The 26,972-nt window shown below is 68.1% G+C and carries 9 protein-coding genes; 6 read left to right on the top strand and 3 right to left on the bottom strand.

Going from position 1 to position 26,972, the window contains the following annotated elements; all coding sequences use genetic code 11:
• Positions 1 to 5 precede the first annotated feature (5 nt).
• The 6 genes from ACQ5SP_RS11405 to ACQ5SP_RS11380 all read left to right on the top strand — a co-directional run bounded on the left by ACQ5SP_RS11405 (position 6) and on the right by ACQ5SP_RS11380 (position 20,624).
• Entirely contained in the window at positions 6 to 12,428 is a 12,423-nt protein-coding gene (locus ACQ5SP_RS11405) for a hypothetical protein (RefSeq protein ID WP_430938495.1), read from the top strand.
• A 106-nt stretch (positions 12,429 to 12,534) separates the two neighbouring features.
• Entirely contained in the window at positions 12,535 to 14,250 is a 1,716-nt protein-coding gene (locus ACQ5SP_RS11400) for an ATP-binding cassette domain-containing protein (protein ID WP_430938494.1), read from the top strand.
• Positions 14,251 to 14,461: 211 nt separating this feature from the next.
• Positions 14,462 to 15,835, top strand: coding sequence for a TolC family protein (locus tag ACQ5SP_RS11395; RefSeq protein WP_430938493.1), 1,374 nt, complete (start codon positions 14,462 to 14,464; stop codon positions 15,833 to 15,835).
• An 11-nt stretch (positions 15,836 to 15,846) separates the two neighbouring features.
• A complete protein-coding gene (locus ACQ5SP_RS11390) occupies positions 15,847 to 17,493 on the top strand; it encodes a hypothetical protein (protein WP_430938492.1) in 1,647 nt (548 codons plus the stop codon).
• Positions 17,494 to 17,577: 84 nt separating this feature from the next.
• Complete coding sequence (locus ACQ5SP_RS11385; RefSeq protein ID WP_430938491.1) at positions 17,578 to 18,801, top strand: HlyD family type I secretion periplasmic adaptor subunit; 1,224 nt, start codon at positions 17,578 to 17,580, stop codon at positions 18,799 to 18,801.
• 17 nt (positions 18,802 to 18,818) lie between these two features.
• On the top strand, positions 18,819 to 20,624 hold the full coding sequence (locus tag ACQ5SP_RS11380) for a hypothetical protein (RefSeq protein ID WP_430938490.1): 1,806 nt from the start codon (positions 18,819 to 18,821) through the stop codon (positions 20,622 to 20,624).
• Here ACQ5SP_RS11380 and ACQ5SP_RS11375 read toward each other — a convergent pair.
• The 3 genes from ACQ5SP_RS11375 to phoU all read right to left on the bottom strand — a co-directional run bounded on the left by ACQ5SP_RS11375 (position 20,621) and on the right by phoU (position 26,961).
• Positions 20,621 to 25,216 carry a Hint domain-containing protein gene (locus ACQ5SP_RS11375; RefSeq protein WP_430938489.1) on the bottom strand — a complete coding sequence of 1,532 codons (4,596 nt, stop codon included), beginning with the start codon at positions 25,214 to 25,216 and terminating at the stop codon, positions 20,621 to 20,623. The genes ACQ5SP_RS11380 and ACQ5SP_RS11375 overlap by 4 nt on opposite strands.
• 312 nt (positions 25,217 to 25,528) lie before the next feature.
• Positions 25,529 to 26,221: a phosphate regulon transcriptional regulator PhoB gene (gene phoB / locus ACQ5SP_RS11370; protein WP_430938488.1), complete on the bottom strand. Its 693-nt coding sequence runs from the start codon at positions 26,219 to 26,221 to the stop codon at positions 25,529 to 25,531.
• Entirely contained in the window at positions 26,221 to 26,961 is a 741-nt protein-coding gene (gene phoU, locus ACQ5SP_RS11365) for a phosphate signaling complex protein PhoU (protein WP_430938487.1), read from the bottom strand. Before phoU ends, phoB begins: the two co-directional genes overlap by 1 nt.
• Positions 26,962 to 26,972: the final 11 nt, after the last annotated feature.

Raw genomic sequence — 26,972 nt, 5'->3', positions numbered from 1 at the left:
ACATCGTGCGCATCGACGTCGTTGGCACCGACGTGGTGTTTTCTCTCGACGGTGGCGCGCAGATCTTCGTCCGCGACCTCGCGCTCATGGCCGTGTCCGATACCCGCCCGATGGTGTCCTTCTCTGACGGCGCGTCGGTCGAAGCCGGCGAATGGATGTTCTCCTCCGTCGAGCGTGTCACGCTCGACAACGGCCTCAGGCTGCCCTTTCCCCAGCCCGCCGACGGGTCCGAGATCTCGGCATCCCTGGCAACGGTCGAGGGGGAGGAGCCGGACGACCAGCTCGGCGGAGACACGAACGTCCCGGCCGCCGCCATGGAAGAAGAGGAAGACGAAGACGGCACCGGCGACAGGGTATCGTCGGATCAGGCAGAGTCCACACCCTCCGGTCAGCCTGAACCGACGTCGCCGCAAATGCCCGAAGACGCGGTGGTCGTTTCACGCGCGCAGTCCGTTTCGGTCATCGATGCCGCGCAGCCCGTCGCGGAGGCGCAGGAAAGCCGGCCGGACCTGGCGCAGCTCGGCGTCGCCGAAGAGGGGCGCGATGCCGACAGCCAGGCGGCGCAGGCCAGCACCGACGACAGCAGGATGCGCCAGGACATCGCGGCAGAAGAGCCCGAGGAGGACAGCACCGACCAGGACACCGAAAGCGCCGGGGAGGGCGGTGGCGTCCGCCGCTTCGCCGCGACGGAGGACTCCGACTACACCTTCGCGGTCGAGGATTTCGATCTGGGCGCCGGCGTATCTGCCATCAGGATCGTGACGCTTCCGCCCCGCGGCACGCTGTTCATGGGCGGAACCCCCGCCACCAAGGGGCTGGAGGTTTCGGCCGAAGAGATCGCCGAAGGCCGCCTGTCCTTCAGACAGGAGGCGGAGAACGACAACGGGCAGGATTACTCGGTCTTCACGTTCCACGTCCGCGGCTCCGAGGGCGACTGGGCGGAAATCTCGACGGTCGGCGTGGTCGACCTGGTCCCCGTCAACGACGCCCCCACCAGCGGGGACGGGCTGATCAACGTGCCCGTCGGCACCAGTTACACCTTCTCGCGTTCGGATTTCGCCTTCGATGACGTCGACATCGCGACCGATGGCCAGGATCTCGGGGCGATCCGGATCGATGCGGTCATCGGCGGCGGTGTGCTGCGTCTCGGCGGCGACGCCGTGTCGGAAGGCGCCGTGATCCCGGTGGGTGAAATCCCGAACCTCGTCTTCCATAGGACCGGAGAGGAAAACGCGCGGATCCGCTTCAGCGTCCGTGACAACGCCGAAGACCCCCTCTTCAGCGAGACCACTTATACCGTCTTCGTCAACGATCCCCCGGAAAGCGAAGACCGTGTCGTCACGATGGACGAGGATACGACCTTTACCTTCTCGCAGGACGATTTCAATTTCAGCGACTCGGGGCTGGACCGCCTGTCCGCCCTGCGGATCGAGACCCTGCCGGAACGCGGCACGCTCGCGCTTGACGGCGAGCCCCTGACCGGCCCGGTCGAGCTTGACCTGACCGATGGGCGCAACGAGCTCGCCGAGGGGCTGCTGACCTATCGCCCGGCTGAAAACGAGAACGGCGCGGAGTATGCCGGGTTCGAGTTCCGGGTGGTGGACCAGGGCGGCGTCGCGTCGCGCGAAAGCTACGACCTTACCTTCAACGTGACGCCGATCAACGACGCCCCGGCGTTCCTGGGCGATCTCGTCGCCCATGTGAACTATGAAGGCACCTATACCCTGACGCCCGAGGACCTGTTCTTCACGGATCCGGACGATGATGCGACCGGGGTCAGTTTCTTCCTCGGGCCTGCCCCGGGAACACAGGTGCTGATCGATGGCGTTGCGCAGGCGTCGCGGAACTTCACCGCGCAAGAGCTTGCCGATGGCCGGGTCGCCCTGCGGCATGACGGGCAGAGCGTGTCGTTCGACGTGCTGCTGGCCGATGGCGGCGAAGACGGCGCGTCCGGCGCCACCGGTCAGTTCCGGATCGCGAATGCGCGCCTTCACGCAGGATCGCTCGACCCGGCGGATGGCTTCGTCATCATCGGCGACACGGGCGGCGACCACGCTGGCTGGAGCGGCGCCGGAGTCGGCGACATCAACGGCGACGGCCGGGCCGATATCGCCATCGGCGCACCGCAAGGAGACGGCTCCGGCACGGATGCCGGCGCGGCCTATCTCGTCTACGGGCAGACCGGCCCCGTCGGTGTCCTGGATGGCGACGGTCGCCGCGTGCTGGACCTGACGGGTCTCGGCGGGTCGGACGGCGTCGTCATTCGGGGGGCCGGCAGCGATGACCTGGCAGGGTGGAGCATCGCCGCGGCAGGGGACGTCAACAACGACGCGCAGGAAGATTTCGTGCTCGGCGCACCGGGAAAGGACGGGGCCGGCGCGGCATACCTGATCTTCGGGACGTCGGGCGGACCCGCTGCGATCGACCTCGGCAGCCTCGCGCCTGGCCAGGGCATCGAGATCCGCGGTGTCGCTGCCGGCGACGCCGCGGGCCGGGATGTCGGCGGCACCGGCGACGTCGACGGAGACGGGCTGAGCGATCTGTTCATCGGGGCGCCCGGCCGCAATGGCGGGGCCGGAGAGGCGTATGTCGTGTTCGGGCAGGATTCGCTGTCCGGCCCGCTCGACCTGGCGAGCCTGTCTCCGGAACATGCGCTAAGCCTCGGCGGCACGTCTGCCGGCGCGGACGGCGCCATCGCGCTGACCGGCGCGGGTGATTTCAACGGCGACGGCCTCGCGGACATCCTCGTCGGTGCGCCGGGGACCGGCGGGGGCGCCGCCTTCGTCGTGTTCGGAGATCCCGGTCTGAAAGGGGCCGGCACGCGCGACCTTTCCGATCTTTCGGCAAGCGAGGGCCTCGTCCTGTCCGGAGGCGCCGCTGGCGACACTATCGGCTACAGCCTTGCCAATGCCGGCGATTTCGACGGCGACGGAATCGACGACCTGCTCATCGGGGCCCACGGGGACGACACCGTGGCCGCCGATGCGGGCGCGGCCTATCTTGTCTACGGCAAGGCGGCCGGCCTTGGAGACCTGGATCTCGCGAACCTGGCGCCGACGGACGGTTTCAAGCTGATCGGGGTTTCGGCCGGGGATGTCGCCGGGCGCGCGGTCGCCGGCGGCGCGGACGTGAACCGGGACGGCTATGACGACCTGCTTCTCGGGGCGCCGCTGGCCGATGACGGCGGAACCTCCGCGGGTATCGCCTACCTCGTCTATGGCGGCCACAGGCAGGACGTTTCGGGCGGCAGTCTCGATCTGCGGGCCTTGACGCCGGAGCGGGGGCTCATCGTCCAGGGCGATGCCCCCGGCGACGAGCTTGGTGCCAGCGTGGCGCTGCTCGGGGACGTGAACGCCGACGGGTTCTCCGACATGCTGATCGGGGCGCCGGGCGCGGATGAAGGCGGCGCCGACTCCGGTGCCGGGTATGTCATTTTCGGGGGCGTTGCCCCCGGCATGGAACGGACCGACGGCACCGGCGGAGACGACGTCATCACCGGGCGCGTGAACGTGTTCGGTGATCCGCGCGACGACGCGGTCTTCGCGGGGGCGGGCGCCGACGACATCGACGGGGGCGATGGCGACGACGCCCTGCATGGACAGGCCGGCGACGACACCCTGCGCGGGGGCGCGGGCCAGGACTGGCTGTCCGGGGGGGATGGGTCCGACACGCTCTGGGGTGGTGCCGGGGCCGATCGCCTGGATGGCGGCGACGGGGCCGACACGCTGGAGGGTGGCGCCGGCGACGACGTTCTCGACGGCGGTCTCTATGATGACGTCCTGACCGGTGGCGGGGGCGCGGACAGCTTTCTCGTTTCTTCCGGGCAGGACCAGATCACCGATTTCGGCGATGGCCCGGACACGGTCCGTGTCTTGCCGCGCGCCAGTGCGACGATCGAAATGCGTGCCGATTGGGCCGCCGGCCCCGGCGACATCCTGTCCGGGGACGTGACCGTCCTGGCCAATGGCCATGACATCGATCTGCGTGCGGCCGGCGGCCGTGCCGGCGTCACGGTGACCAACGCGGACAGCGCGGACGGCATTACCGTCCATGGGAGCGGCCGTATCGACAGGTTCACCGGCGGGACCGGCGATGACATGTTCTACCCCGGGACGCTGCAGGACACGGTCGACGGTGGCGGCGGGTCCGACACCATCGATATCTCGCAGTTCGGGACCGATATCGCCCTGCGGCTCGGGTTCGGTGGCGAGTCGGTCGGAGGCCCCGACCAGACATTCGCCGGCGGTCAGCTCCAGGGTATCGAAAACGTCGTGACCGGTGCGGGCGACGACGACCTGTTCGGTAACCAGTTCGACAACCGCTTCGCAGCCGGTGGCGGCGACGACACCCTGGTCGGCGGCGCGGGATCGGACACGCTGGATTACTCGACCAGCACGGGCAGCGTGGTGATTCGCCTCGACGAAAACGGGGATGCCGCGGACGTGCAGGACGGTCTTGGCGGGACCGACCAGATTGCCGGCTTCGAGAACCTGATCGGCGGCAGCGGGGACGATCTGCTTGGCGGCAACGCCGAGGACAACCTGATCGACGGTCGCGGCGGTCACGATACCGCCGACTTCGGCACCGCGGTCGGGCCGCTTTCCATCACGCTCGACAGCGACGGGAACGCGGCCGGCGTGGCCGACGGCCTCGGGGGCATCGACCAGCTGCTGAGCATCGAGTCGCTCTACGGCGGCGCCGGCGACGACGTTCTGACGGCCAATGCCAAGGACAACACCCTGCGCGGCGGCGGCGGCGACGACAGGCTGACGGGTGGCGCCGGGACGGACACGGCCGATTTCGCGACGAGCACCGGGGCCGTGTTCGTTTCGCTTGACGAAAACGGCGACGCGGTCGGCGTGCAGGATGGGCTCGGCGGCACCGATCAGCTTTTCGGCTTCGAAAACCTCGTCGGCGGCACGGGCAACGACGAGTTGACCGGCAACGCGCAGATCAACCGGCTGTATGGCGCCGCGGGGGACGACAGGCTCGACGGTGGCGCCGGCGATGACCGGCTTTTCGGGGACGACGGCGACGACGAGCTCGTCGGTGGCACCGGTGATGATTTTCTCGAGGGCGGCGCGGGCGCCGACATTCTGGACGGCGGCGCGGGCGCCGATTCTCTGGCCGGCGGCGACGGCGGCGACACGCTGAGCGGGGGCGCCGGGGACGACACGCTCGAGGGCGGCGCCGGATCCGACACCGTGGACCTGTCGGACAGCGGCTCGAGCCTCGTTGTGGACCTGACGAATGTCGATCCCGAAGGCTGGGTCGTCGTGGCGGATGGCCAGGGCGGAACGGATCGTCTGAAAGGCATCGAGAACGTGACCGGCTCGAACCATGACGACACCCTGACCGGCGACGCCGGGGCCAACCGGCTCACCGGTGGCGCGGGGGCCGACAGGCTGACGGGCGGCGCGGGGGACGACACGCTCGAGGGTGGCGACGGGATCGACACGGCGGATTACGCCGGCGAGACGGGCGCGGTCACGGTAGATCTTGGCGCCGGCACTGCCAGCGGCGCGGCCGGCGCCGACACGCTGAGCGGCATCGAGAACGTCGTCGCGGGCAGCGGCGACGACACGCTCACCGGGAACGATGAAGACAACACCCTCGAGGGCCGCGGCGGCGACGACAGGCTGACGGGCGGCGCCGGCGACGACACGCTCGACGGCGGTGACGGGACCGACACGGCGGATTACGCCGGTGCGACGGGCGCGGTCACGGTGGATCTCTCGCGGTCCGGGGCCCAGACCATCTCTGACGCCGAGGGTGACGACACGCTGATCGACATCGAGAACGTGAGCGGCTCGGACCATGACGACGCCCTGACCGGCGACGCCGGGGCCAACCGGCTGACCGGCGGCGCGGGGTCCGACACGCTTTCGGGCGGGGGCGGGGACGATGCGCTCCTCGGCGGGCTTGGCGACGACAGGCTGACCGGCGGGGCCGGGGACGACGCGCTGACGGGCGGCGGCGGCATCGACACGGCGGATTATTCCGCTGCGACGGGCGCGGTCACCGTGGATCTCTCGAGCGGCGCGGCCAGCGGCGCGGCCGGCGCCGACACGCTGATCGGTATCGAGAACGTGACCGGATCGGACCATGACGACACCCTGACCGGGGACGCCGGGACCAACCGGCTCACCGGCGGCGCGGGGGCCGATACGCTCTCGGGCGGGGGCGGGAACGACACGCTCGAGGGCGGCGACGGCATCGACACGGCGGATTATTCCGCTGCGACGGGCGCGGTCACGGTCGACCTCTCGGACACGAATGCCCAGGCCATCTCTGGCACCGAGGGCGCCGACACGCTCATCGGCATCGAGTACGTCATCGGCGGCAGCGGCGACGACACCCTGGCCGGCGATGCCGGGGCCAACCGGCTCACCGGCGGCGCGGGGGCCGACAGGCTCTCGGGCGGCGGTGGGGACGACACGCTCGACGGTGGCGACGGCATCGACACGGCGGATTATTCAGGCGCAGGCGACGCGGTCACGGTGGATCTCTCGGACACGACCGCTCAGGCCATCTCTGCCACCGAGGGCGACGACACGCTCATCGGCATCGAGAACGTGACCGGCTCGGACCATGACGACACCCTGACCGGCGATGCCGGGGCCAACCGGCTCACCGGTGGCGCGGGGGCCGACAGGCTGACGGGCGGCGCGGGGGACGACACGCTCGAGGGTGGCGACGGGATCGACACGGCGGATTACGCCGGCGAGACGGGCGCGGTCACGGTAGATCTTGGCGCCGGCACTGCCAGCGGCGCGGCCGGCGCCGACACGCTGAGCGGCATCGAGAACGTCGTCGCGGGCAGCGGCGACGACACGCTCACCGGGAACGATGAAGACAACACCCTCGAGGGCCGCGGCGGCGACGACAGGCTGACGGGCGGCGCCGGCGACGACACGCTCGACGGCGGCGACGGCATCGACACGGCGGATTACGCGGGTGCCGCAGGCCCGGTGGCGGTGGATCTCGACGCCGGCGCGGCCAGCGGCGCGGCCGGCGACGATACGCTGATCGGGATCGAGAACGTGACCGGCTCGGACCATGACGACATCCTGACCGGCGATGCCGGGGCCAACCGGCTCACCGGCGGTGCCGGGGCCGACACGTTCATCGCCAGAGCCGGGGCCGACCATCTCGATGGGGGTGACGGGATCGACGACGTTCGCTACGCCGCCAGCGCAACGGGGCTGACGATCGACCTTTCAAGCACGGATCCCGATGGGTGGGTGACCGCCGGCGCTGACCGTCTGAGAGACATCGAGAACCTGACCGGCTCTGACCATGACGACCACCTGACCGGCGACGCCGGGGCCAACCGGCTCACCGGCGGCGCGGGGGATGACACGCTCTCGGGCGCGGGCGGGAACGATGCGCTCCTGGGCGGCGCCGGCGACGACAGGCTGAGCGGCGGAGCCGGGGACGACACGCTCGAGGGCGGTGACGGGGACGACACGGCGGATTATTCGGCCGCGATGGATACGGTCACGGTCGACCTCTCGGACACGACCGCCCAGTCCATCTCTGCCGCCGAGGGCGCGGACACGCTGACCGGCATCGAGAACGTCATCGGCGGCAGCGGCGACGACGACCTGACCGGGGACGCCGAGGCCAACCGCCTCACCGGCGGCGCCGGGGCCGATACGCTGACCGGCGGAGGCGGGGATGATACGCTCGAAGGCGGCGATGGAACCGACACGGCGGATTATTCCGGTGCGACGGGCGCTGTCACGGTCGACCTCTCGGACACGAACGCCCAGGCCATCTCTGGCACCGAGGGCGCCGACACGCTGACCGGCATCGAGAACGTCATCGGCGGCAGCGGCGACGACCACCTGACCGGCGATGACAAGGCCAACCGCCTCACCGGCGGCGCGGGGGATGACACGCTCTCGGGCGCGGGCGGGAACGATGCGCTCCTGGGCGGCGCCGGCGACGACACGCTGACCGGCGGCGCCGGGGATGACACGCTCGAGGGCGGCGACGGAACCGACACGGCGGATTATTCCGGTGCGACGGGCGCGGTCACGGTCGACCTCTCGGACACGAATGCCCAGACCATCTCTGCCGCCGAGGGCGCCGACACGCTGACCGGCATCGAGAACGTCATCGGCTCGGACCATGACGACGCCCTGACCGGGGATGCCGGGGCCAACCGCCTCACCGGTGGCGCGGGCGCCGATACGCTGGCAGGTGGCGCCGGGAACGACACGCTCCTCGGCGGGCTTGGCGACGACAGGCTGACCGGCGGGGCCGGGGATGATGTGCTGACGGGTGGCGCCGGCGACGACACGCTCCTGGGCGGCGCCGGGGACGACACGCTGACCGGCGGTGACGGCATCGACACGGCGGATTATTCGGCCGCGACGGATACGGTCACGGTCGACCTCTCGGACACGACCGCCCAGACCATCTCTGCCACCGAGGGCGCCGACACGCTGACCGGCATCGAGAACGTCATCGGCGGAAGCGGCGACGACACCCTGACCGGCGACGCCGGGGACAACACGCTCGAGGGCGGCGCCGGCGAAGATACCCTGACCGGCGGGGCCGGGGATGACACGCTCGACGGTGGCGACGGGATCGACACGGCGGATTATTCAGGCGCAGGCGACGCGGTCACGGTCGACCTCTCGGACACGAATGCCCAGACCATCTCTGCCACCGAGGGCGACGACACGCTGAGAGACATCGAGAACGTGACCGGCTCGGACCATGACGACCACCTGACCGGCGACGCCGCGGCCAACCGGCTCACCGGCGGCGCGGGGGGCGATGCACTGACGGGCGGGGGCGGGAACGACACGCTCCTGGGCGGGCTTGGCGACGACGTGCTGACCGGCGGCGCCGGAGACGACACGCTGACCGGCGGCGACGGCATCGACACGGCGGATTACGGCGCAAGCGCCGGTGACCTGAACATCACCCTCGACGACAGCGGCGATGCGACCGGGGTGAGTGACGGCCTCGGCGGGAGTGACGATCTCTCCGGGATCGAGAACCTTACCGGCGGCAGTGGCGACGACGCGCTGACCGGCAACAGCCAGGCCAACACCCTCGCGGGCGGCGCCGGCGACGACACGCTGACCGGCGGCGACGGGGGCGACACGCTCCGCGGCGGGCTTGACGACGACGTGCTCCTGGGCAGCGCGGGGACCGACACGCTGGAGGGTGGCGATGGCGACGACACGCTGACCGGCGGCGCAGGCAACGACACGCTGGACGGAGGTGCCGGGACCGACACGGCGGATTATTCCGGTGCGACGGGCGCGGTCACCGTGGATCTCGACGCCGGCACTGCCAGCGGCGCGGCCGGGGACGACACGCTGACCGGCGTCGAGAACGTGATCGGATCTGTCCATGACGACACCCTGACCGGCGACGACCAGGACAACCGCCTGATCTCGGGCGGGGGCACGGACGAGATCACGGGCGGTGCCGGCAACGACGTGATCGGCGCGGCGCCGCAGGCCGTCTGGACGCCGCTGGCGATTTCAAACCTGGCCGTGTGGTTTGACGGCAATGACATCGACGGCGACTGGACCTCCGAAGGAACGTCGGAGGACGGTGTCCAACCCAACGCATATTATGGCAATCACCTCATCAACTACTGGGTCGACAAGAGCGGCAATGGCCATGACCTCGACCCGTCTGGCCTTTCAGCGCATCGAAGGCCCTGGCTGATAGACGCTTCCGGGACCAACCCTGATCACGCGCGGTTCGCCACCGCCTTGGCGGGGTTCGTCCAGGAACCGAACATTGGGAGTGGCTCTCTCGCCAGTGTGACAAGGAACCTGGACGGCACGCTGTTGTACCGGCACTCCACTCGCCAAGGCTGGATATCGGAAAACGGCGATACCACGCCCAACGGCATCATGCCGGGTGCGGATCCGGATTTTTTCCTCAACGGAGAGTCGGTCGACTGGGCGACCCCGAACGATGTCTATGACGCCACCTATGGCGCGGGAAACAGTCTCGTCACGACCTCTTCGGCCTGGCTCGACTGGGACGAGAAAGGAACCCAATTGTTTCTAGGCGGATGGAGCACCAACGGCCGGTTCATGGATGTCATGATCTTCGACGGCGCCCTCGGCGAATCCGACCGGCAGCTGCTGGAAGGTTACCTGGCCTGGAAATGGGACATCGCCCTGCCGGACGAACATCCCTATGCCGAAGACACGAGCCTCTTTGCCGGCACGGCCGACAGCGGGGTCCTGACGCTCGACGGCGGTGCCGGCGACGACGTGCTGATCAGCGGCGGCGGGGCCGATACGCTTGCCGGCGGGGACGGCAACGACACGGCCAGCTTCGTCACGGCGGAGCAGGGCGTGGTGGTGGATCTCGACGATAACGGCGACGCGACGACGGGCAATGACGGCTATGGCAACGGCGATGTGTTGACCAGCATCGAGAACCTGGTCGGCGGCAGCGCACCGGATACGCTGACCGGCAACAGCGCCGACAACGTGATCGAGGGCGGCGGCGGCGACGACACGCTGGATGGCGAGGGCGGCAACGACACCGTGTCCTACGCCAGTGCCAGCGGGGGTGTGACCGTGGACCTGGGGGCCGGAACGGCCAGCGGGGCGGCTGGCAACGATACGTTCTCGAATTTCCAGAACGTCATCGGCTCGGCCCATGACGATACGCTGCGCGCGGGGGACACCGACGGCCAGCTCGAAGGCGGTGCGGGCGACGACGTGATCGGCGCGGCGCCGCAGGCTGTCTGGACGCCGTTGTCCATTTCGAGCCTGATGGCATGGCTGGACGGCAGCGACATCGATGGCGACTGGGTAGAGGAGGGCGGCAACGAGGCCGGCTTGTTAGTTAACCAACGCGTCGCGACGTGGCGGGACAAGACCGGGAACGGCTACAACATCCGGGGGCACGACGCGTCGCACAAGAAGCCCAATATTGAATGGGACAGCGAAAGTGCGCGTTACATGGTCAAGTTCGCCGACGACTGGGCCCAGATCAATGACCTTGCCGACGCCGGTGTCGGCGCGCTTGTCAGCGTGACCGAGGATGTCCAGGACGGCGCGACCCTGCTCGCGGACATGTCCCACGCATACAAGGGCTGGTCGGTCCGGAACGGCCATACGAGCGATGAATGGCGTAACGTGAATCCGGGCGCAATGTATCACAACGGGGAACTGGTGAACTGGAACCAGGACGATGCATACGATGCGACCTGGGGCGAAGAGAGTACGATCATCGTGGCGAACACCCTGGATTTCGGCGGCTATGTCGGGCAGGCCCGGGTCTACGACCACGGTGAAAACGCCAGGCTCAAGGACCTGATGATCTTCGACGCACCGCTTTCGGACTCGGACCGCCATCTGCTCGAAGGGTTCGTTGCCTGGAAATGGGGCGGCACGCTGGATGCTGACCATCCTTACGCGGGCGAAAGCGATCTCTTCGCCGGCAGCGATTCCGGATCGGGCCCGACACCGTCGCTGACGTTGCTTGGCGGCGCGGGCGACGACGTGCTGATCAGCGGCGCCGGACTCGATACGCTGGATGGCGGCGACGACACCGACACGGCCAGCTTCGTCAACGGCCTGCAGGCCGTCGAGATCGATCTCGACGACAATGGCGACGCCACCGCCGTCAATGACGGCTTCGGCAACGCCGACACCTTGACCAGCATCGAGAACCTGGTCGGCGGGTCGACGGGCGACACGCTGTCGGGAAACAGCGGCGCCAACGTGATCGAGGGCGGCTTCGGGGCCGACACGCTGGATGGCGAAGGCGGCATCGACACCGTGTCCTACGAGAATGCCACCGGCGCGGTGACCGTGGACCTGGCGGCCGGAACCGCCAGCGGGGCGGATGGCAACGATACGCTCTCCAATTTCGAGAACGTCATCGGCTCGGCCCATGACGATACGCTGACCGGGGATGGCGGCGCCAACGTGATCGAGGGACGGGGCGGGGCAGATACGCTCGATGGCGGGGCCGGGGCGGACTACCTGCACATTCTCGCCAGCCAGGTCGGCAATCTCGCGGCGGGTGCCGTGGATGGCGGGGCCGACGGCGATGCCGACGAGGTGGTGGTCGAGGACATGTCGGGCACCTTCGACCTGGGCGATTTCCGCGATGGCGGCGGCGATGCGCGGGCCGTGAACTTCGACATTCTGGACCTGAGGAACGATACGGCGGGCGACACGGTGCAGGTCAGTCTGGACGATCTCGCCGCCCTGACGTCCGGGGCGACCGGCGGCGCCGAGCCCATCAGCATCCGGCTGGATAGCGGCGACACCTTCACGGTGACCGACGATCCGACGAGTTTTGACGAGTCGACCACGTCGGAAACGAATGCGAAAGGGGAAGAGGGTAACCTTTACCAGTACACGGACGTGTCCGTCCCCTCGACAGTGCTTGCCGAGGTGCATATCGTAACCGCGGCCTAGGGGGCGGTCTTTCCCTGGCAAAGTGTAATGTGAGTGCCGCTTGAGTTCAGCATCGCCCCAACACGAGACCGGTTCCCCGCCCACGGACTTCCGCGGGCGCGATGCCGTGCGCCAGAGCTGGCGCGCCTGGCGCAATGTCTGGCGTGCCAATAATCGCCAGATCGGGGTCTTGCTCCTCGCCGGGCTGATCATCAACTGCCTGACGCTGGCGCTGCCGATCTTCACCATCATCGTCTACGACAAGATCATCGGGAATGCCGCGTTCTCGTCGCTCTGGGCGCTGGCGATCGGGGTCGCGGTGCTGATGGTGCTCGATTTCCTGCTGCGCCAGTCCCGTGTCCTCGTGGTGGAACATGTGGGCGCACGCTGGGACCGGGCGCTGGACGAGCGCATCTTTACCGGCTTGCTGGCGGCCTCGCCCATGTCGGCGCCACCCCCGGGGCTTGCCATGGCGAAATACCGCGAGGTGATGAGCGCGCGCGATTTCCTGTCCGCGGCCTATCTGTTGCCGATCTCGGACCTGCCGTTCATCCTTCTGTTTCTCGGCTTTCTCTTCGTGATCGGCGGGCCGATCGCCTATGTCGCGGCCGGGTTCGGCGTGGCGCTGCTGGTGATCTCGGTCCTGTCGCAATGGCGCGCACGCCGCGCGCACCAGGCGCAGATTCGCAATTCCAGCGAAAAGGCCTCGCTGATCGTCGAGGTTCTCGGCGCGCTCGAGACGATGAAGCGGCCACGGGCGCAGATCAACAGCCTCGGCCGGTTCCTGACCCATTCCGAGGCCGGCGCCGCGGACGCCGCCCGCGCCCGAAGCTGGTCCGGCGTCATCCAGTCGCTCATGCCCGGCTTCGCCGTGCTGGCGACGGCGTCCACGCTGGTCGTCGGGGCCTACCGGGTCGAATCGCAGCTGATGACGGTCGGGGCGCTGATCGCCTGCACCATGCTGGTAAGCCGCACGGTCCTGCTGTTCGGGTCGGTGGCGGCGCTCGTCGGGCGCTACGGGGATTTCGTGCGGGCGCTGCACGAGCTGGGCGACCTGGTGACGCTGGGCGATCCCAAGGCGCAGCGCAAGCGGCTCCGCAAGGCACGGAAGACGCGCCTGCCCTCGCCCGAATTCGCCCTGTCCCATGTCACCTATCGCAGGTCTGCCCGCGAACGGGCGCTGATCGATGACGTGTCGCTCCGGGTCCGGCCCAAGGAATTCGTCGCCGTGGTGGGGCGGACGGGATCGGGCAAGTCAACGCTGCTGCGGCTGCTCGCCGGGCGGATCGCACCCACGACCGGCACGCTGGTGGCCGGCGGGGTCGAGATAACGCCCGAGCGGACGCAATGGCTCGCCGCGGCAGTGGGCTTCAAGCCTCAGGAGCCGCAGTTCCTGACCATGACGGTCGACGCGATCCTCGAGGAAAACGGAACCGGCCAGGGCGCGGCCGAGCGGCTGGCGTTGCTGCGCGAGATCGGGCTCGACCGGTCGCTGGATACCGGGGCGCTGTCCCTGGAGACGCGCGTCACCACCTTCGGGGGCGGCTTGTCGGGGGGGCAGCGGCAGTTGCTGGCCCTGGCCACCGCCCTGCTGCAAAGCGACGATGCCCTGGTGCTCGACGAACCGCTGACCGGTCTCGACTCGGATGCGCGTGCCCGCGTGATCGGGCTGCTCGGCAAACTGAAGGGACAGCGCACCCTCGTGGTGGCCACCCATGATCCGGAGCTGATCCGGGTCGCGGACCGCCTGATCTACGTGAATGACGGAAAACTTGCAGCCGCAGGCAGCCCCAACGACCTGCTGGCCATGGATGGGCAGGACAGCAGACGAAAATCGGCCTGATGAACACCGCGGGCGGAGACGAGCAGGAGTGGGCTTGGAACGTGTAGGATATGCACGCCCGATAACCGGACCGCTGACGCGGGCAGGCCGTGAACGGACTGCCCGCCAGCGGCTGCGACTTGCCGTGTCCCTCCTCCTGGTCAGTGTCATGGCTGCAGGATGCGCCGGTGATCGGCTTATCGGAACCGGGGGCAGGACGCCGGAACAGGACATGCCGCGCCCGCTGCCCGGCGATGCGCAGCTTCGGGTGCAGTCCGCCACCCTGAAGCTTGCCGAGCTGGGCCGCGTCATGGGGACGCCCGCCGCGATCCCCGTTCCGAAACCCGAGCTCCTCATCGGGGTGGAGGCGATCGATGGCGCCATGAGCCTTTCGGGCGTCATCGCGCGGGCCCTGAACAGCGTCCCCGAAGCGCGCATCGGCGAGGTGCAGCTGAACCAGGAACGTGCGCGGGCCGATGCGGCGCGCCAGGCGATGGGTCCGCAGATCACGCTCGAGGGATCAACGGCCGTGCGGTCGTCCGACGGGCTGTCCGGCCTTTCACCCGGCGCGGAGGCATCGGAGCTCAGCGTCGCGCTGCGCCAGCCGCTTTTCAACCTGTCCCTGCTGCATGACGTAGAGCTCCGCGAGAACGACGTGGAGACCGCGGAAATCTCGCGGCGAAACATCCGGTCGCTGACCGCGCTCGACATCGCGACGGCCTATCTCTCGGTGGTGCAAAGTGCGCTGATCGTCCGCTTCGCCGAAGGCCACGAGGAGGAGCTCGACGCGCTCCTCGCGATCGTGGGAGAGCGCGTCGATGCCGGCGGGGCAAGCCCGGCCAATCGCGAGCGGGTGCGCGCGCGGATAGAGACGGTGCGTGCCTCCATCTCCGATATCCGGGCGGGACTGACCGAGAACATCTCGGAATTCACGCGCAAGACCGGGTTCATCCCCGACACGCTGCGCGTGCCCGCGACGCTCGGCAATCGGTTGCCGGCCAGCATCACGGCGGCGTTCGAGCACGCGATGGAGGCGAACAACGAAATCGCGCTCAGCCGCATTCAGCTGGACCGGGCGCTTCTCGAGGAACGGCGGACCGAGTTGAAACGGCATCCCGTCGTGAACCTGGAACTGTCCCACACCATAGAGGACGGGCTGTCGGCGACCGGCGGCACCCAGGACCAGACGGAGGTCGGCCTGAATTTCAACATGACCCTGTTTCGCAACGGCCAGCTCGACTCCGAACGCCGGCTCAACGCGGCGCGAAACGAGGAATACGAACTGCGTCTCACGCAGGCGCGGCGGCAGCTCAGCCGGAACTTGCGCAACGTCTACGCGCTCCTCGGGTCCATCCACGAACAATACGGCGCGACCGTTGCGCGGCTGCGTGCCAGCGAGGCGGTTGTCGCGGCATTCGAAGAACAGTTCCTCACGACCGATCCGAACACGCTGGAGGTCCTCGAAGCTTACCAGACGCTTTACGAGGCCAGGGTCGAGATGACGAATCTCGCCGTCACCGAGGCCGTGACGCTGCTTCAGGCCAAGCATCTGCTTGGTGATCTCCTGGCGGAATTCGACACCGCCAAACGGGCTGACGGCAAATGAGTGGTGGCGCCTTGGACGACGACGACCGGATCGAGGGCTATTGGCCCGGCTACGTCGATGCGCTGAGCAACATGCTGCTCGGCATGGTCTTCATCATCCTGATCCTGGCGATGTCCCTGTCCCTCTACTCGGTCGTAAAGACCCGCGTCTCGGTCGAGGGCATGCTGGCGGACCGGGTGTCCGAGACGGTCGAGAGCATCCTGCAGGATTTCAGTGTCGCGCCCACGGGGGAAGATTCCCCCCCTGGGTCGGACGCGCCCCGGGCTCCCGCCCCCGACGCCTACCTGTCCTCCTCCGCGCGGCAGGAGGTTGGCGAATTGTTCGCGCGGTTGCAGACGCTCGAGGCCGAAAACGCGGAGCTTCGCGCCCGCCTCGACGCCGCGCGTGCGCCGGCCGAAACCCCGCAGGAGCGTGCGGGCGCCGACGACCAGGCGGAGATGCCTCAAGAAGCGGCCGACACGCCCGAAGAGGCACCGATTGATCCCGCAGAGGCAGAGGCCCGGCCAAGCCCGCCGGGCGACCCGGCGACCGCGACCGGGGCGGCGGCCGCGCGTGACGACGCCCGGCCAGCAGACCCGGCACCCGTCGGTGCAGATGCACAAGCCGACGGCGCCCCGGACATGACCATGGCCGGCCAGACCCCCGACGAGGCAACACGCCCGCAAGAGCAGGTTGCTGAAGCCGACGCCCCCGAAGGTCCCGCGGCGCAGGATGCCGCCCCGGCAGACGACGCGGCGACCGTCGCGGAGAGCGGGGCGCCGCCGGTGGTCAAGGCCCCGGAACAGGCGGATGAAGGGGCGCCGGGGACGGAAAGCCCCGGCGAAACCCGCGCCGAGGACGCCGATCCCATGCGTCCGCAAGAGCAGGTTGCCGAGGCCGACGTCCCCGAAGCCCCCGCGGCGCAGGATGCCGCCCCGGCAGACGACGCGGCGACCGTCGCGGAGAGCGGGGCGCCGGCGGCGGCCGAGGCCCCGGAACAGGCGGATGAAGGGGCGCCGGAGACGGAAAGCCCCGCCGAGGCCCGCGCCGAGGAAGCGGCCCCCGATCAAGTGCCTCCGGGGGCACGACCCGCGGACGCCGCGGCGGGTTCGAATGCGGAGGCTCGATCCGGACAGACGGACGCGGCCCGGCCCGGTGATGGCGAAGCCGATGAACGTGCCACCGACCCGGAAAACGCAGAGCGTGAAGAGACCGACGAGATCGCTGCGCCCGAGGCTGCGGGCGAGCCCAGCGGCTTCGCCCCGACGGGGGGAGGAATCGAGATCGAGGCGCGCGTCCCCGAGGCCGAAGGCGAGGGCGAGAACGCGGTCGCGGCCGGGGATCGCGATCTTGTCCGGATCGTGATCGACTACCCGGCGGAGTCGATCCTGCTGGACGAAGATGCCCGGGCGACCCTGGGCGAACTGCTTGGGCCCATCTTCGAGGCCGATACCCCCCCTGTCGTGGAGATTCACGCCTATCCCGCGGTCAGTTACCTGACGATGGAGCGTCAGAGCGCGTTCTTCCGCGCCATGGATGTCCGCAACTACCTGCTCGATAACGATATCGGCAGCGCGCGCATCTCGGTTCGGGTGCATGACGCACAAAGCCCCTTGCGCAAGGGCCGCCTGGTGCTTGAGCTGTTCCCGTCGCAGGCCGCCGCAGGCTCGGGGGGCTAGGTCATGGCATCGCGCGCGAGAAGGGCGGACAGGAACGGTCCCCGGCTCGGTCGGCAGGAATGGTATCTCCTGCCGAGGGCGGTCGTGACGATCATCACCCTGGTTCTTCTGCTGATCCTGTTCTGGAGCCTGACGGCGAAGGTCGACCGCGTGGTGCGGGCCCAGGGGCGCGTCGTTCCGTCGGAATTCGTGCAGATCGTGCAGCACCTCGAGGGCGGCGTCGTTTCAGAGATACTCGTGCGTGAGGGCGAGGAGGTTCGCGCGGGCCAGACCCTGCTGCGGATCTCGGACATCCAGGCCGAGTCCACCGTCCGCGAGCGGGAGGTGCGCCTCGCTTCGCTTTATGCAGAGGCCGAACGCCTCATGGCCGAGGTGGCGGAACGCCGGCCGGACTGGACCGGGGTCGCCTCGCCCCCGGAGACCGTCGCGCGGCAGCGCGAGATCTACGCGGCCCGGCAGGATACCCTCCGTCTCTCGCTCGACGGGATGGACAACAGGATTGCGCAGTTGCGCGCGGCCCTTGACGAGAACGCGGCGCGCCGGTTGGCGCTGGAACGGCGGCTGGAGAACGCGCAGGCGCAGTTGGAGGTTTACCAGCGGATGGAGCGCCGCTCCGCCGGATCGCGGCTGCAGGTGCTGCAGGCGGAGGGCCAGGTCGAGGATGTGCGCGCCCAGATCGTAGAGCTCGACAGCCGTGCCCCGCAGCTCGGCCTCCAGATCGAGGAGGCACAGAACGACGCCGTCGAACTGGTTGCGGAATTCCGCGAGTCCGCGCTTCTCCGGCTGGACGAAGTGCGCGTCGAACTCTCCCGTCTCGAACAGGACATGAACGCGGCGCGGGATCGGCTTCAGCGGACCGCGGTGCTGTCGCCCACCAACGGGACCGTCAATCGGATCGAGGTTTCGACGATCGGCGGGGTGGTCCGCCCCGGCGAGCCGATCATGGAAATCACGCCCGATACCGACCGCCCCACCATCGAGGCCTGGGTCCGCCCCGCCGACCGCGCGGAAATCACGTCCGGCCTACCGGTAAAGATCCGGGTCAGCGCCTACAACCATGCCGTTTACGGCACGCTCGAAGGCCGGGTGACGGATGTCAGCTCGGACACGCTGCCGCGCGAGAACGGCAACCGCTTCTTCCGCCTGCGCATCGGCGTCGACGGCGAAAGCTATGCCGAATTCGGCCGCCCGCTCGTGCCGGGCATGGTGGCGACGGCCGACATCGTTCTCGGCGAGCGAACCGTCTTTCAGTACCTGTCTTCGCCGGTCGTCAGGGGTCTCTCCACGGCCCTGCAGGACAGCAGTTGAGTAACCCGGAGGTCAAGATGAACGAGGTCGCAAAACAGGGACGCGGATCGCCCCGGCGCAAGCCGGGCGACGAGGTCAGGCCGACGGAAATCGGGCTCCCCGTAAAGGTGGTCGCGCTTCTTCCGATCGGATTCCTGACCGCTGTCGTCCTTTTCATCCTCGACTTTTTCCTGTTCGCGCTGAATGCCAACTTTTTCATCAATTTCATGATCCTGCTGGTGCTCGGTTTCGGGGTTGTCGCCGGGGTTCTCAGCGCCTTTCACATCGATGAAGAATATGCCGCGCTGCGCATGTTGAAGCGCCAGATCGACAGCGGCGACCTCCGGGTGGAGGCACTTCCGGAAGAAACCCATCTCGCGATGGCGGTGTCCAAGATGCTGGGCGAGACGCAGGCCCTCAGCACCCGCGTGATCCGGGACACGGTGCGCGCAGAGATGGACATTATCCGCGCCTGGTTCCGCCAAAGGCTGGTGTTCCTGCAATACCTGACCGGGTTGCTCGTTTCCCTCGGGCTTCTGGGAACCTTCATCGGCCTGCTGCGGACACTCGTCTCGGCCGGGGAAATCCTCGAGCAGGTGGGCGGCGGCACGGGCCGGGAAAGCGCCGAGGAACTGAACGCGGCCTTCAACGACATGGTCCTGTCGCTCCAGGAACCCCTGTCCGCCATGGGCACCGCATTCAGCTCGTCCATGTTCGGCCTGGTCGGCTCCATGACCACGGGGATCATGGGTCTGATCCTCGCCCGGGCGGCCGAACGCTACTTCGAACTGTCCCGCCGCAGCCTCACGGACGTTCTGCGGGAAAAGGCCCTCGATCCGGCCCTGGAAAGCTTCGACAGCGACTCCATCGCCGAGTTCATCAGCCTCGTGGCCGCCCGCGAACAGGAAGCCGGCACCCGGATGGACAAGCTGGTCAATCTCGTCGGCCAGACGGACGCGGCGGTCCGCCGGCTGGCGCTGTCCAACCAGGAAGCCATCGAAGGGATGCACCGCTTCGTGAAAAGCGCCGAGGCTCTGCCGGACACGCTGAACGTCATCCGTAACCTGCCCGGGGCGCTCGACCAGACGCGGTCCCAGCTTGCCGCGCTCGATCTCTCGATGCGGTCGCAGGCACAATCGAGCCAGGCGCTGTTGACGGGGTTCCAGTCGGAGAGTGTCGCGCGAAATCGCATGCTGCACGCGTTGCACGATGCCGTGGACGATCAGAAATCCGTGAACAAAACGCTCGTGGAGGCCTACCGGACCAACGCAAAAGCAGAGGAGAGCCGCGCCGCCATGGTCCGCGACTCGGCGGAACGGATGCAGGCGGGGCTGCATGCGACCGGGACCTCTCTGGCAACAATCTCCGAGAAACTCGACGCCCTGACCCGACTTGCCGAAATCCAGCAGGACCTCGCCAATCTGCAGTCCACCATGGAGAGTGCCGGCCAACGTCAAGACGCTCTCGTGAAAGGCCAGCAACGCTACGAGGGTCGCCTCACCGCGCTGATCGGGCGGAGCAAGGCCCTTGGCGAGCATCTCGCCAGGTTGTCCGAACAGGCCTCAGAACGCCGGCGCGAGCTTTCCAGCCTCGTCGATATCAACCGGATGATCCTCGAGAACGAAGGCCGGCGGGACGAAATCGTCCAGTTGATCCGGTCGCAGTTCGAGACCCTGCGCGACCAGATCGCCGCCACCGCGCGGGAGACACGCGACGACGCGGCCGAAAAGGATCGGCTCCAGGAACGGATCTCGGACGTTCTCGTGTCACTGGAAAACACGGCGCAGTCGATACGGACCGCGAGCGAGGGCCGGCGCCCGGACTCCTGGACACGGCCGGACTAGAATGGCGGGGGCGCGGTTTCGGTTTCGCGCGCCCCCGGAACATCGGCGGTCGATACGGGCGGCCGGGCAAAATGGGGCGCCGGGTTCTCGTGCCGCGTCCGACGCCGAAGGCCTTCGGCCTTCGCCGCGGTGCTCCGCGGAACGGTCAGCGCGGCCGCGGCACGCCTGACGATCGGCCGGGCCGCCGGGCCGGGGCGGGCCACGAGATCGGCGCAGTCCCGCGAGATCTGCGCCCATTGTGCCGGGGTCAGCATTTTGCGGGCCTGCGGGCCCAGCAGCAGGCTTTCGGCCGGGACGCCATGCGCGCTCAGGATCTCGTGGCGCGGGCAGAGCAGGTGGTGATACGCCACCGGTGTGCAGCTGTCGTCGCGCGTGATCCCGGGGCGCCCGACCAGCTTGATCGCGGCCAGCAGTACCTCGTTTCCGGTGTCCGGATCGGCCAACAGGATCCGGTGCTGGCGCGACACGCGCAGATCCCGCGCGGGAACCCCCGGGCCGAGCGCACCGGCCCGGATGCGGATCGGCCGTGTCCTGGGGTTGGCGATCTGCGCGGCGGCTGACACCCGCCGCGCCCCCGACCAGCGCACCGGCTGCGCGCCGCGGTCGCGGGTCAGCACCGCGTCACCGGCGGCGATCTGCTCGACCGGGCGCGGCCCGGCGGGGGTGTCGATCAGGGTGCCCGCGGCGAAGCAGACAATGCCGAAATCGATGGTCTCGAAGTTCTCGAAGGAGATATTGCCGACCTGCCCCGACTCGTCGCCGGAGGTGATGGTGAACCGGCCGCCCGCCGCGTAACCCGGGTCGCCGGCCTGGATACCGGCGAGGATCTCCGGCAGCGTCGGCTCGCCGGCGCCGCCGAAGGCGATGTCGGCGCCCCCGTTGCCGGGGTCGAAGGTTCCGATGGCCCCATCAAGATCGGAAACGTCGACATCGCGGTCGAACAACACCTGCGCCGCGGTGTTGTTCAGGGTGATGCGGTCGTGCCCGGCACCCTTGTCGGCGACGTAATGCTCGACGTTGGTGAGCGTATCGGTCCCGGGATACCCCGTGCCGCCCTTGATGGCGGTGCCCGTCGCGTCGTCATAGATCGTGACGTCCAGGGTCTGTTCGGCGAGCATTCCGACATGGTCAAGATCGATCGTGCCGTCGGCAATGTCGTCGGCCGCATCGAGATGGGCAAGATCGGACGACCGGATCAGATAGGCCTCGCCCTCGGTGTCGTGCCCTTCCCATTCGGCCCGCGACGCGCCGATGATCAGGTCCTCGCGGCCGTCGCCGTCGACGTCGCCGACCGAGGACACCGCGTTGCCGACCCGGTCGAGCACATCTCCAATGAACCGGTAGGAGGATCCGGGGCTGAGGATCGTGGTCAGATCGACCTGCCTGTCGGCATCCGCGGCAGCGACCAGATCGTCGTGGGAGACGAGGTAGACGGTACCGGAAGAGCGGAGGCCAGCGGCATCCGAGAAGCCGATCAGAAGTTCCTGCCGGTCGTCCCCAAGCGCATCGACGAAGGCGGTGCTCACCCCAAGGTCAGGGTAAGGGAATCCCAAAGTCAGGCTGAAGGACCCTTGGCTGCCGGCAATGTCGGACCGCGCGATCACTTGATCGCCGTCGGCGTCCAGGCCCGCGAGGTCCGCGCCGCTGACCAGATGCGGACCGATCAGCAGATCGGTCTGCCCGTCGCCATCGGCATCCCCCGTGGTCATCGGTATCTGGTGAGCGTCACTGACAGTATGGGCGAAGCCCTGGAACCTGTAGGAGTTCGCAAGACTGGCGATAGGGTCCAGTTCAATCACGCCATCCGCCGCGACGCCATCGAACGCCTCCGCGCCGAGAAGATGGACAGGAGCGAGTTGATCACCGTTCCCTGGCGACCAGATCATCAGGTCGGCGCGCCCGTCCCCCACGACATTGCCGGCCGGTGCAACTACCCATCCGGTGGACGCGTCAGCCGCGCCCTCTATCCGGTAGATGTCGGCTTCGTCCGCGGCGTCCGGCAGGTCGATCACGCCGTCGCCGACAGAATCATGGTGGTCGCGAAGGTATTGGGCGGTGACGAGATAGGCCGAACCGGGGGTCGGGTCGTACGTCGCGATCGGGGCCCCCACGATCAGGTCCTCGAACCCGTCCCCGTCGACATCGCCTGCCGAGGCAATCGACCTGCCCAGAATGTTTCCGGAATTGGCATCGAACTGAAAGGACAGGCCCGTCCCGGCGACATCCCCCAGATCGATCACGCCATCCCCGTCGGTGTCGGCGGCGGCGAAAGAGCCTGACGCGACGAGATAGGCTTTGCCGGCGCTAAATGCGCCCGCGTTAGGGGCCCCGATCAGCAGTTCCCGGTTCCCGTCACCGTCGAGATCGCCAAGCGACGCGACGGCCGCCCCGGACAGATCCTGCAGCGTGGCCCCCTTGAAGGTATAGGCACCCTCGACCCCGGCAATCGTGTCCAGGTCGATGACACCGGCGGTGTCGGCCACCGGCGTTGCCTGCTCCAGCGCCGCGCCGGTGACCAGATAGGTCCTGCCGTCTTGCTGGAATGCACCGCTGTCCGTAACGCCGGCCCATCTCGCGCCGATGAGCAGGTCGTCCAGCCCGTCGCCGTTCATGTCGCCCGTCTGCGCGAGCGAATAGCCGGTGCTCCTGTCCCCGATGAGCCGGTAGCCCATCAACGCATCGTCCGCGGCCCGGTAGGTGTCGTGCCCAGCGCCCCCGTCGATGTCGTCGTCGCCGGCGCTCGCCACGATGGTGTCATCGCCGTCGCCGGCCTCGATCTCGTCGTCGTTCGAATTGTCGAGCGCGTCGAACCGGTCGAGCCGGTCGAGCCCCGGGTCAGCCAGGTAGGCGGTATCGATCTGGTCGTCCCCGGCCGTGCCCTGCACGATGCCGTCATAGTGGATAGCATCGAGGGCGATGATGCCGTCCTGCCCGGTGCCGTCACCGACATCGTCGGCCGCGGCGAAATCGGCCGCCATGATCGCGTAAGTGGCACCGGCAGCATCGTAGCCGGAGATATCTTCGACGTCTTCGCGATAGGCCCCGATCAGCAAGTCAGCGCGGCCATCCCCGTCAAGATCGCCGGCCGGCGCGCTGATTCCGGCGTAGCTACTGCTGGCGCCCTGGAAAAGGTAGCCAAGGTGACCAGCGACCTGAAGCTGGGGAATGAGCGTCGCGTCGATCTTTCCATCACGGCTGTTGTCCAGATCATCGGCGGCCACAAGATCGGCACCGCCGAGCACGTAGGTTCTGCCAGCCCCGAATATGCCGCCAAAGGCGATGTCGTCATGGCCGTCGCCATCGACATCCCCGATATCAGTGACGGCGGTGACCGTAACCTCTCCCGCTGTGTCGATTTCGAAAGATCCGCTGCCTGTGGCAATGCCCGCGAGGTTGATTTCGCGGTCTGCATTGGCGAGGCCCTCGAGATCGGCGCCGCTGACCACGTAAACCTTGCCCCCGACATAGGCCGCGATCAGCAGATCGTCCCGGCCGTCATTGTCGAGGTCGCCGACGATCGACACGTCATAACCGGATTGATCGCCCGGGCCTGCGCCGATGAAATGATAAGAGGTCGCGCCGTCGGGCAGCTGATCCATCCGCGCAAGGCTGAGCACGCCATCCGGCCCGTAAACATTGTCGAGATCCTCCAGGTCGGCGCCCGTCACCAGGAAGGCATGACCCGGATAATCCGAGTTGTAAGACTGCGCGCCGATCAGGATATCCGGCCGGCCATCGCCATCGACATCGCCGGTTCCCGAAACCGCCTCGACCGGCGTGTTGTGTTGGGGAACATCCCGAAACTGGACGGAATTACCGGTAAACCCTTCAATATCGGCCAGGTCCACCTCCCCGTCGCGGGTCGCTCCATCGGCGCTGCCGGCCTCGTCCAGTGCCTCGAGTTCGGCCCCCGATATCAGGTAGGCAGAGCCGCCATAACCAACGCGCTCGCCCCCTTCGTCGCGGTTGTACTGATGCCACGACGTCATCAGCAGGTCGGCCCGCCCGTCATCGTCAAAGTCGCCGATATACGAGAGCGACTGCCCTAGCTCATTGGTGTCTGCGATGCTTGTCACGATCCGGTAACTGCGGCCGTCACCGGATTCCGTATAGGCGGCGACCGACCCAAGATCGATCACCTGGTCGCGCGCCACGCCACCATGGGTATCCAGCGCCTCGAGATCGCGGCTCGAGACCAGGTAGACGGCACCAGCGTCGGGAGAACTCTCCGATGCCGCGATCAGCAGTTCGTCGAACCCGTCCCCGTCGACATCGCCGATGCCGACAGCCTGATAGCCGGTCCATTCAGCATCGGGGCCGACAAAGCTGTAGGTGGCCGTTAAGGTGATGGACGGCAGGTCGGACTCGCGGATGAGCCCGTCAAACTCGTCACCGTCCGCCGCGTCGAGCGCTGCAAGATCCGCGAGGTCGATTCGATAGGTCGTGCCTGTCGTGCCTGCCCCGGAGGCACCGATCAGAAGCCCCGGCTTCGTCCCCTCCGGCACGGCGCCGACCGCGGCGACAGAGCGCCCCAGGTGCCCATCCGCTTCCGCTCCGACCAGTTTGTAGGACCGCAACACTTGATACGCCATTTACACCACCCACTCCGCCTGCGATCCGCACGGCATGCCCTGTGCCAATGTGGCACCGACCTGCGCGCTTCTCCGCATGGCGGTCACGGCACCCGGCGCCCCTCCGAAACCCGGGAGGCAGCTGTGCCGAGGCGCATACCACTTCAACAAACAGCCGATCATCGGCCGGGTCACGGGCGTCCGCATGCGCAGCGTCGGCCCAGAAACCCGTAGGCGACGATATCAAATGTCGAGAAGGGGCCAAACCCTAAAAAATATTTAGCGTGAACGCGAAGATCGGGCGGCGCCGGTCACCCGGCGTTTCGAAAGCCGCTATCCCAGCGCGTAACCCGCGCCGCGCACGGTGCGGACCGGGTCCGTGCCGCCATGCTGGCAGAGCGCCTTGCGCAGGCGGCCGATATGGACATCGACCGTGCGCGTATCCACGTAGATGTCCCGCCCCCAGACACGATCCAGAAGCTGCTCACGCGACCAGACGCGACCCGGTTTTTCCATGAAGGCGGCCAGTAGCCGGAACTCGGTCGGGCCGAGCTTCAGCGTCTCGTCGCCGCGGAACACCTTGTGCTGTTCGGAGTCGAGCACGATGTCGTCAAAGGTCAGCTTCTGCCCGACGGCGGCGGGCCGCGTGCGCCGCAGCTGCGCGCGGATGCGGGCCATCAGCTCCACCACGGAGTAGGGCTTGACGACGTAGTCGTCGGCGCCGGTCTCCAGGCCGCGCACGCGATCGACCTCTTCGGAGCGCGCCGAGAGCATGATCACCGGGATGTTCCGGGTTTCGGGCCGGGTCTTCAGCCGTCGGCAGACCTCGATTCCCGAGACGTTGGGCAGCATCCAGTCCAGGACGATCAGGTCCGGCGCCTCCTCCTCGGTGAGCAGCAGCGCCTCCTCGCCGTTCTCGGCCTTAGCGGTGCGAAACCCCTCGGCTTCCAGGTTGTAGGCCAGCACCTCGCGTTGCGCCGGCTCGTCTTCGACCACCAGAACCATCGGAATGGAAGCCGGGGACATTAGTCATCTCCCTCGTCGTCGCGCAGGTCCGGCTCGAAGATCGTGCTGGAGGTCTTGTCGCCCTTGGTGCGCTCGACATCCGGCTTCTCGCCGGTGACGAGGTAGATCACCTGCTCGGCGATGGAGGTGACATGGTCGCCCATACGCTCGATGTTCTTGGCGATGAAGTGCAGGTGCATGCAGGCGGTGATGTTGCGCGGGTCTTCCATCATGTGGGTCAGGAACTCGCGGAAGAGCGAGTTGTACATCTGGTCGACTTCGCGGTCGCGGTCGCGCACGTCCTGGGCCAGCGCCACGTCGCGGTGGATATAGGCGTCGAGCGCATCGCGCAGCATCAGCTCGACGGCCTTGGCCTGGCGGCGCAGCGCGCCGGAGGATCCCTCGACCGGCGCCATCTGCACCAGCACCGAGGTCCGCTTGGCGATGTTCTTGGAATAGTCCCCGACCCGCTCGAGATTCGCGGCGATCTTCATCACCGACAGGATCGTGCGCAGGTCCGAGGCGGCCGGCTGGCGCAGCGCGATCAGGCGGGCGGCTTCCTCGTCCACGCGCTCTTCGAGCGAATCGACCTGGCGGTCGCTCCGGACGACCTTGCGGGCGAGTTCCTCGTCGCGCAATTCGAGCGACTTGGCGGATTCGGCGATTTCCGTCTCGACCATGCCGCCCATCTTCATGATGAGCGCCTGGATGCCCTCCAGGTCGCGGTCATATGCCGAGGAGATGTGTTCTTGCTCGATCATCGGGGGCTCCC

Origin of the sequence: Rhodovulum sp. YNF3179 (genome assembly GCF_050586465.1) — a bacterium.
Taxonomy (GTDB): Bacteria; Pseudomonadota; Alphaproteobacteria; order Rhodobacterales; family Rhodobacteraceae; genus CAJXYS01.
The sequence above is the reverse complement of the archived record's forward strand: the minus strand, read 5'-3'. Positions and strand labels throughout refer to the sequence as shown.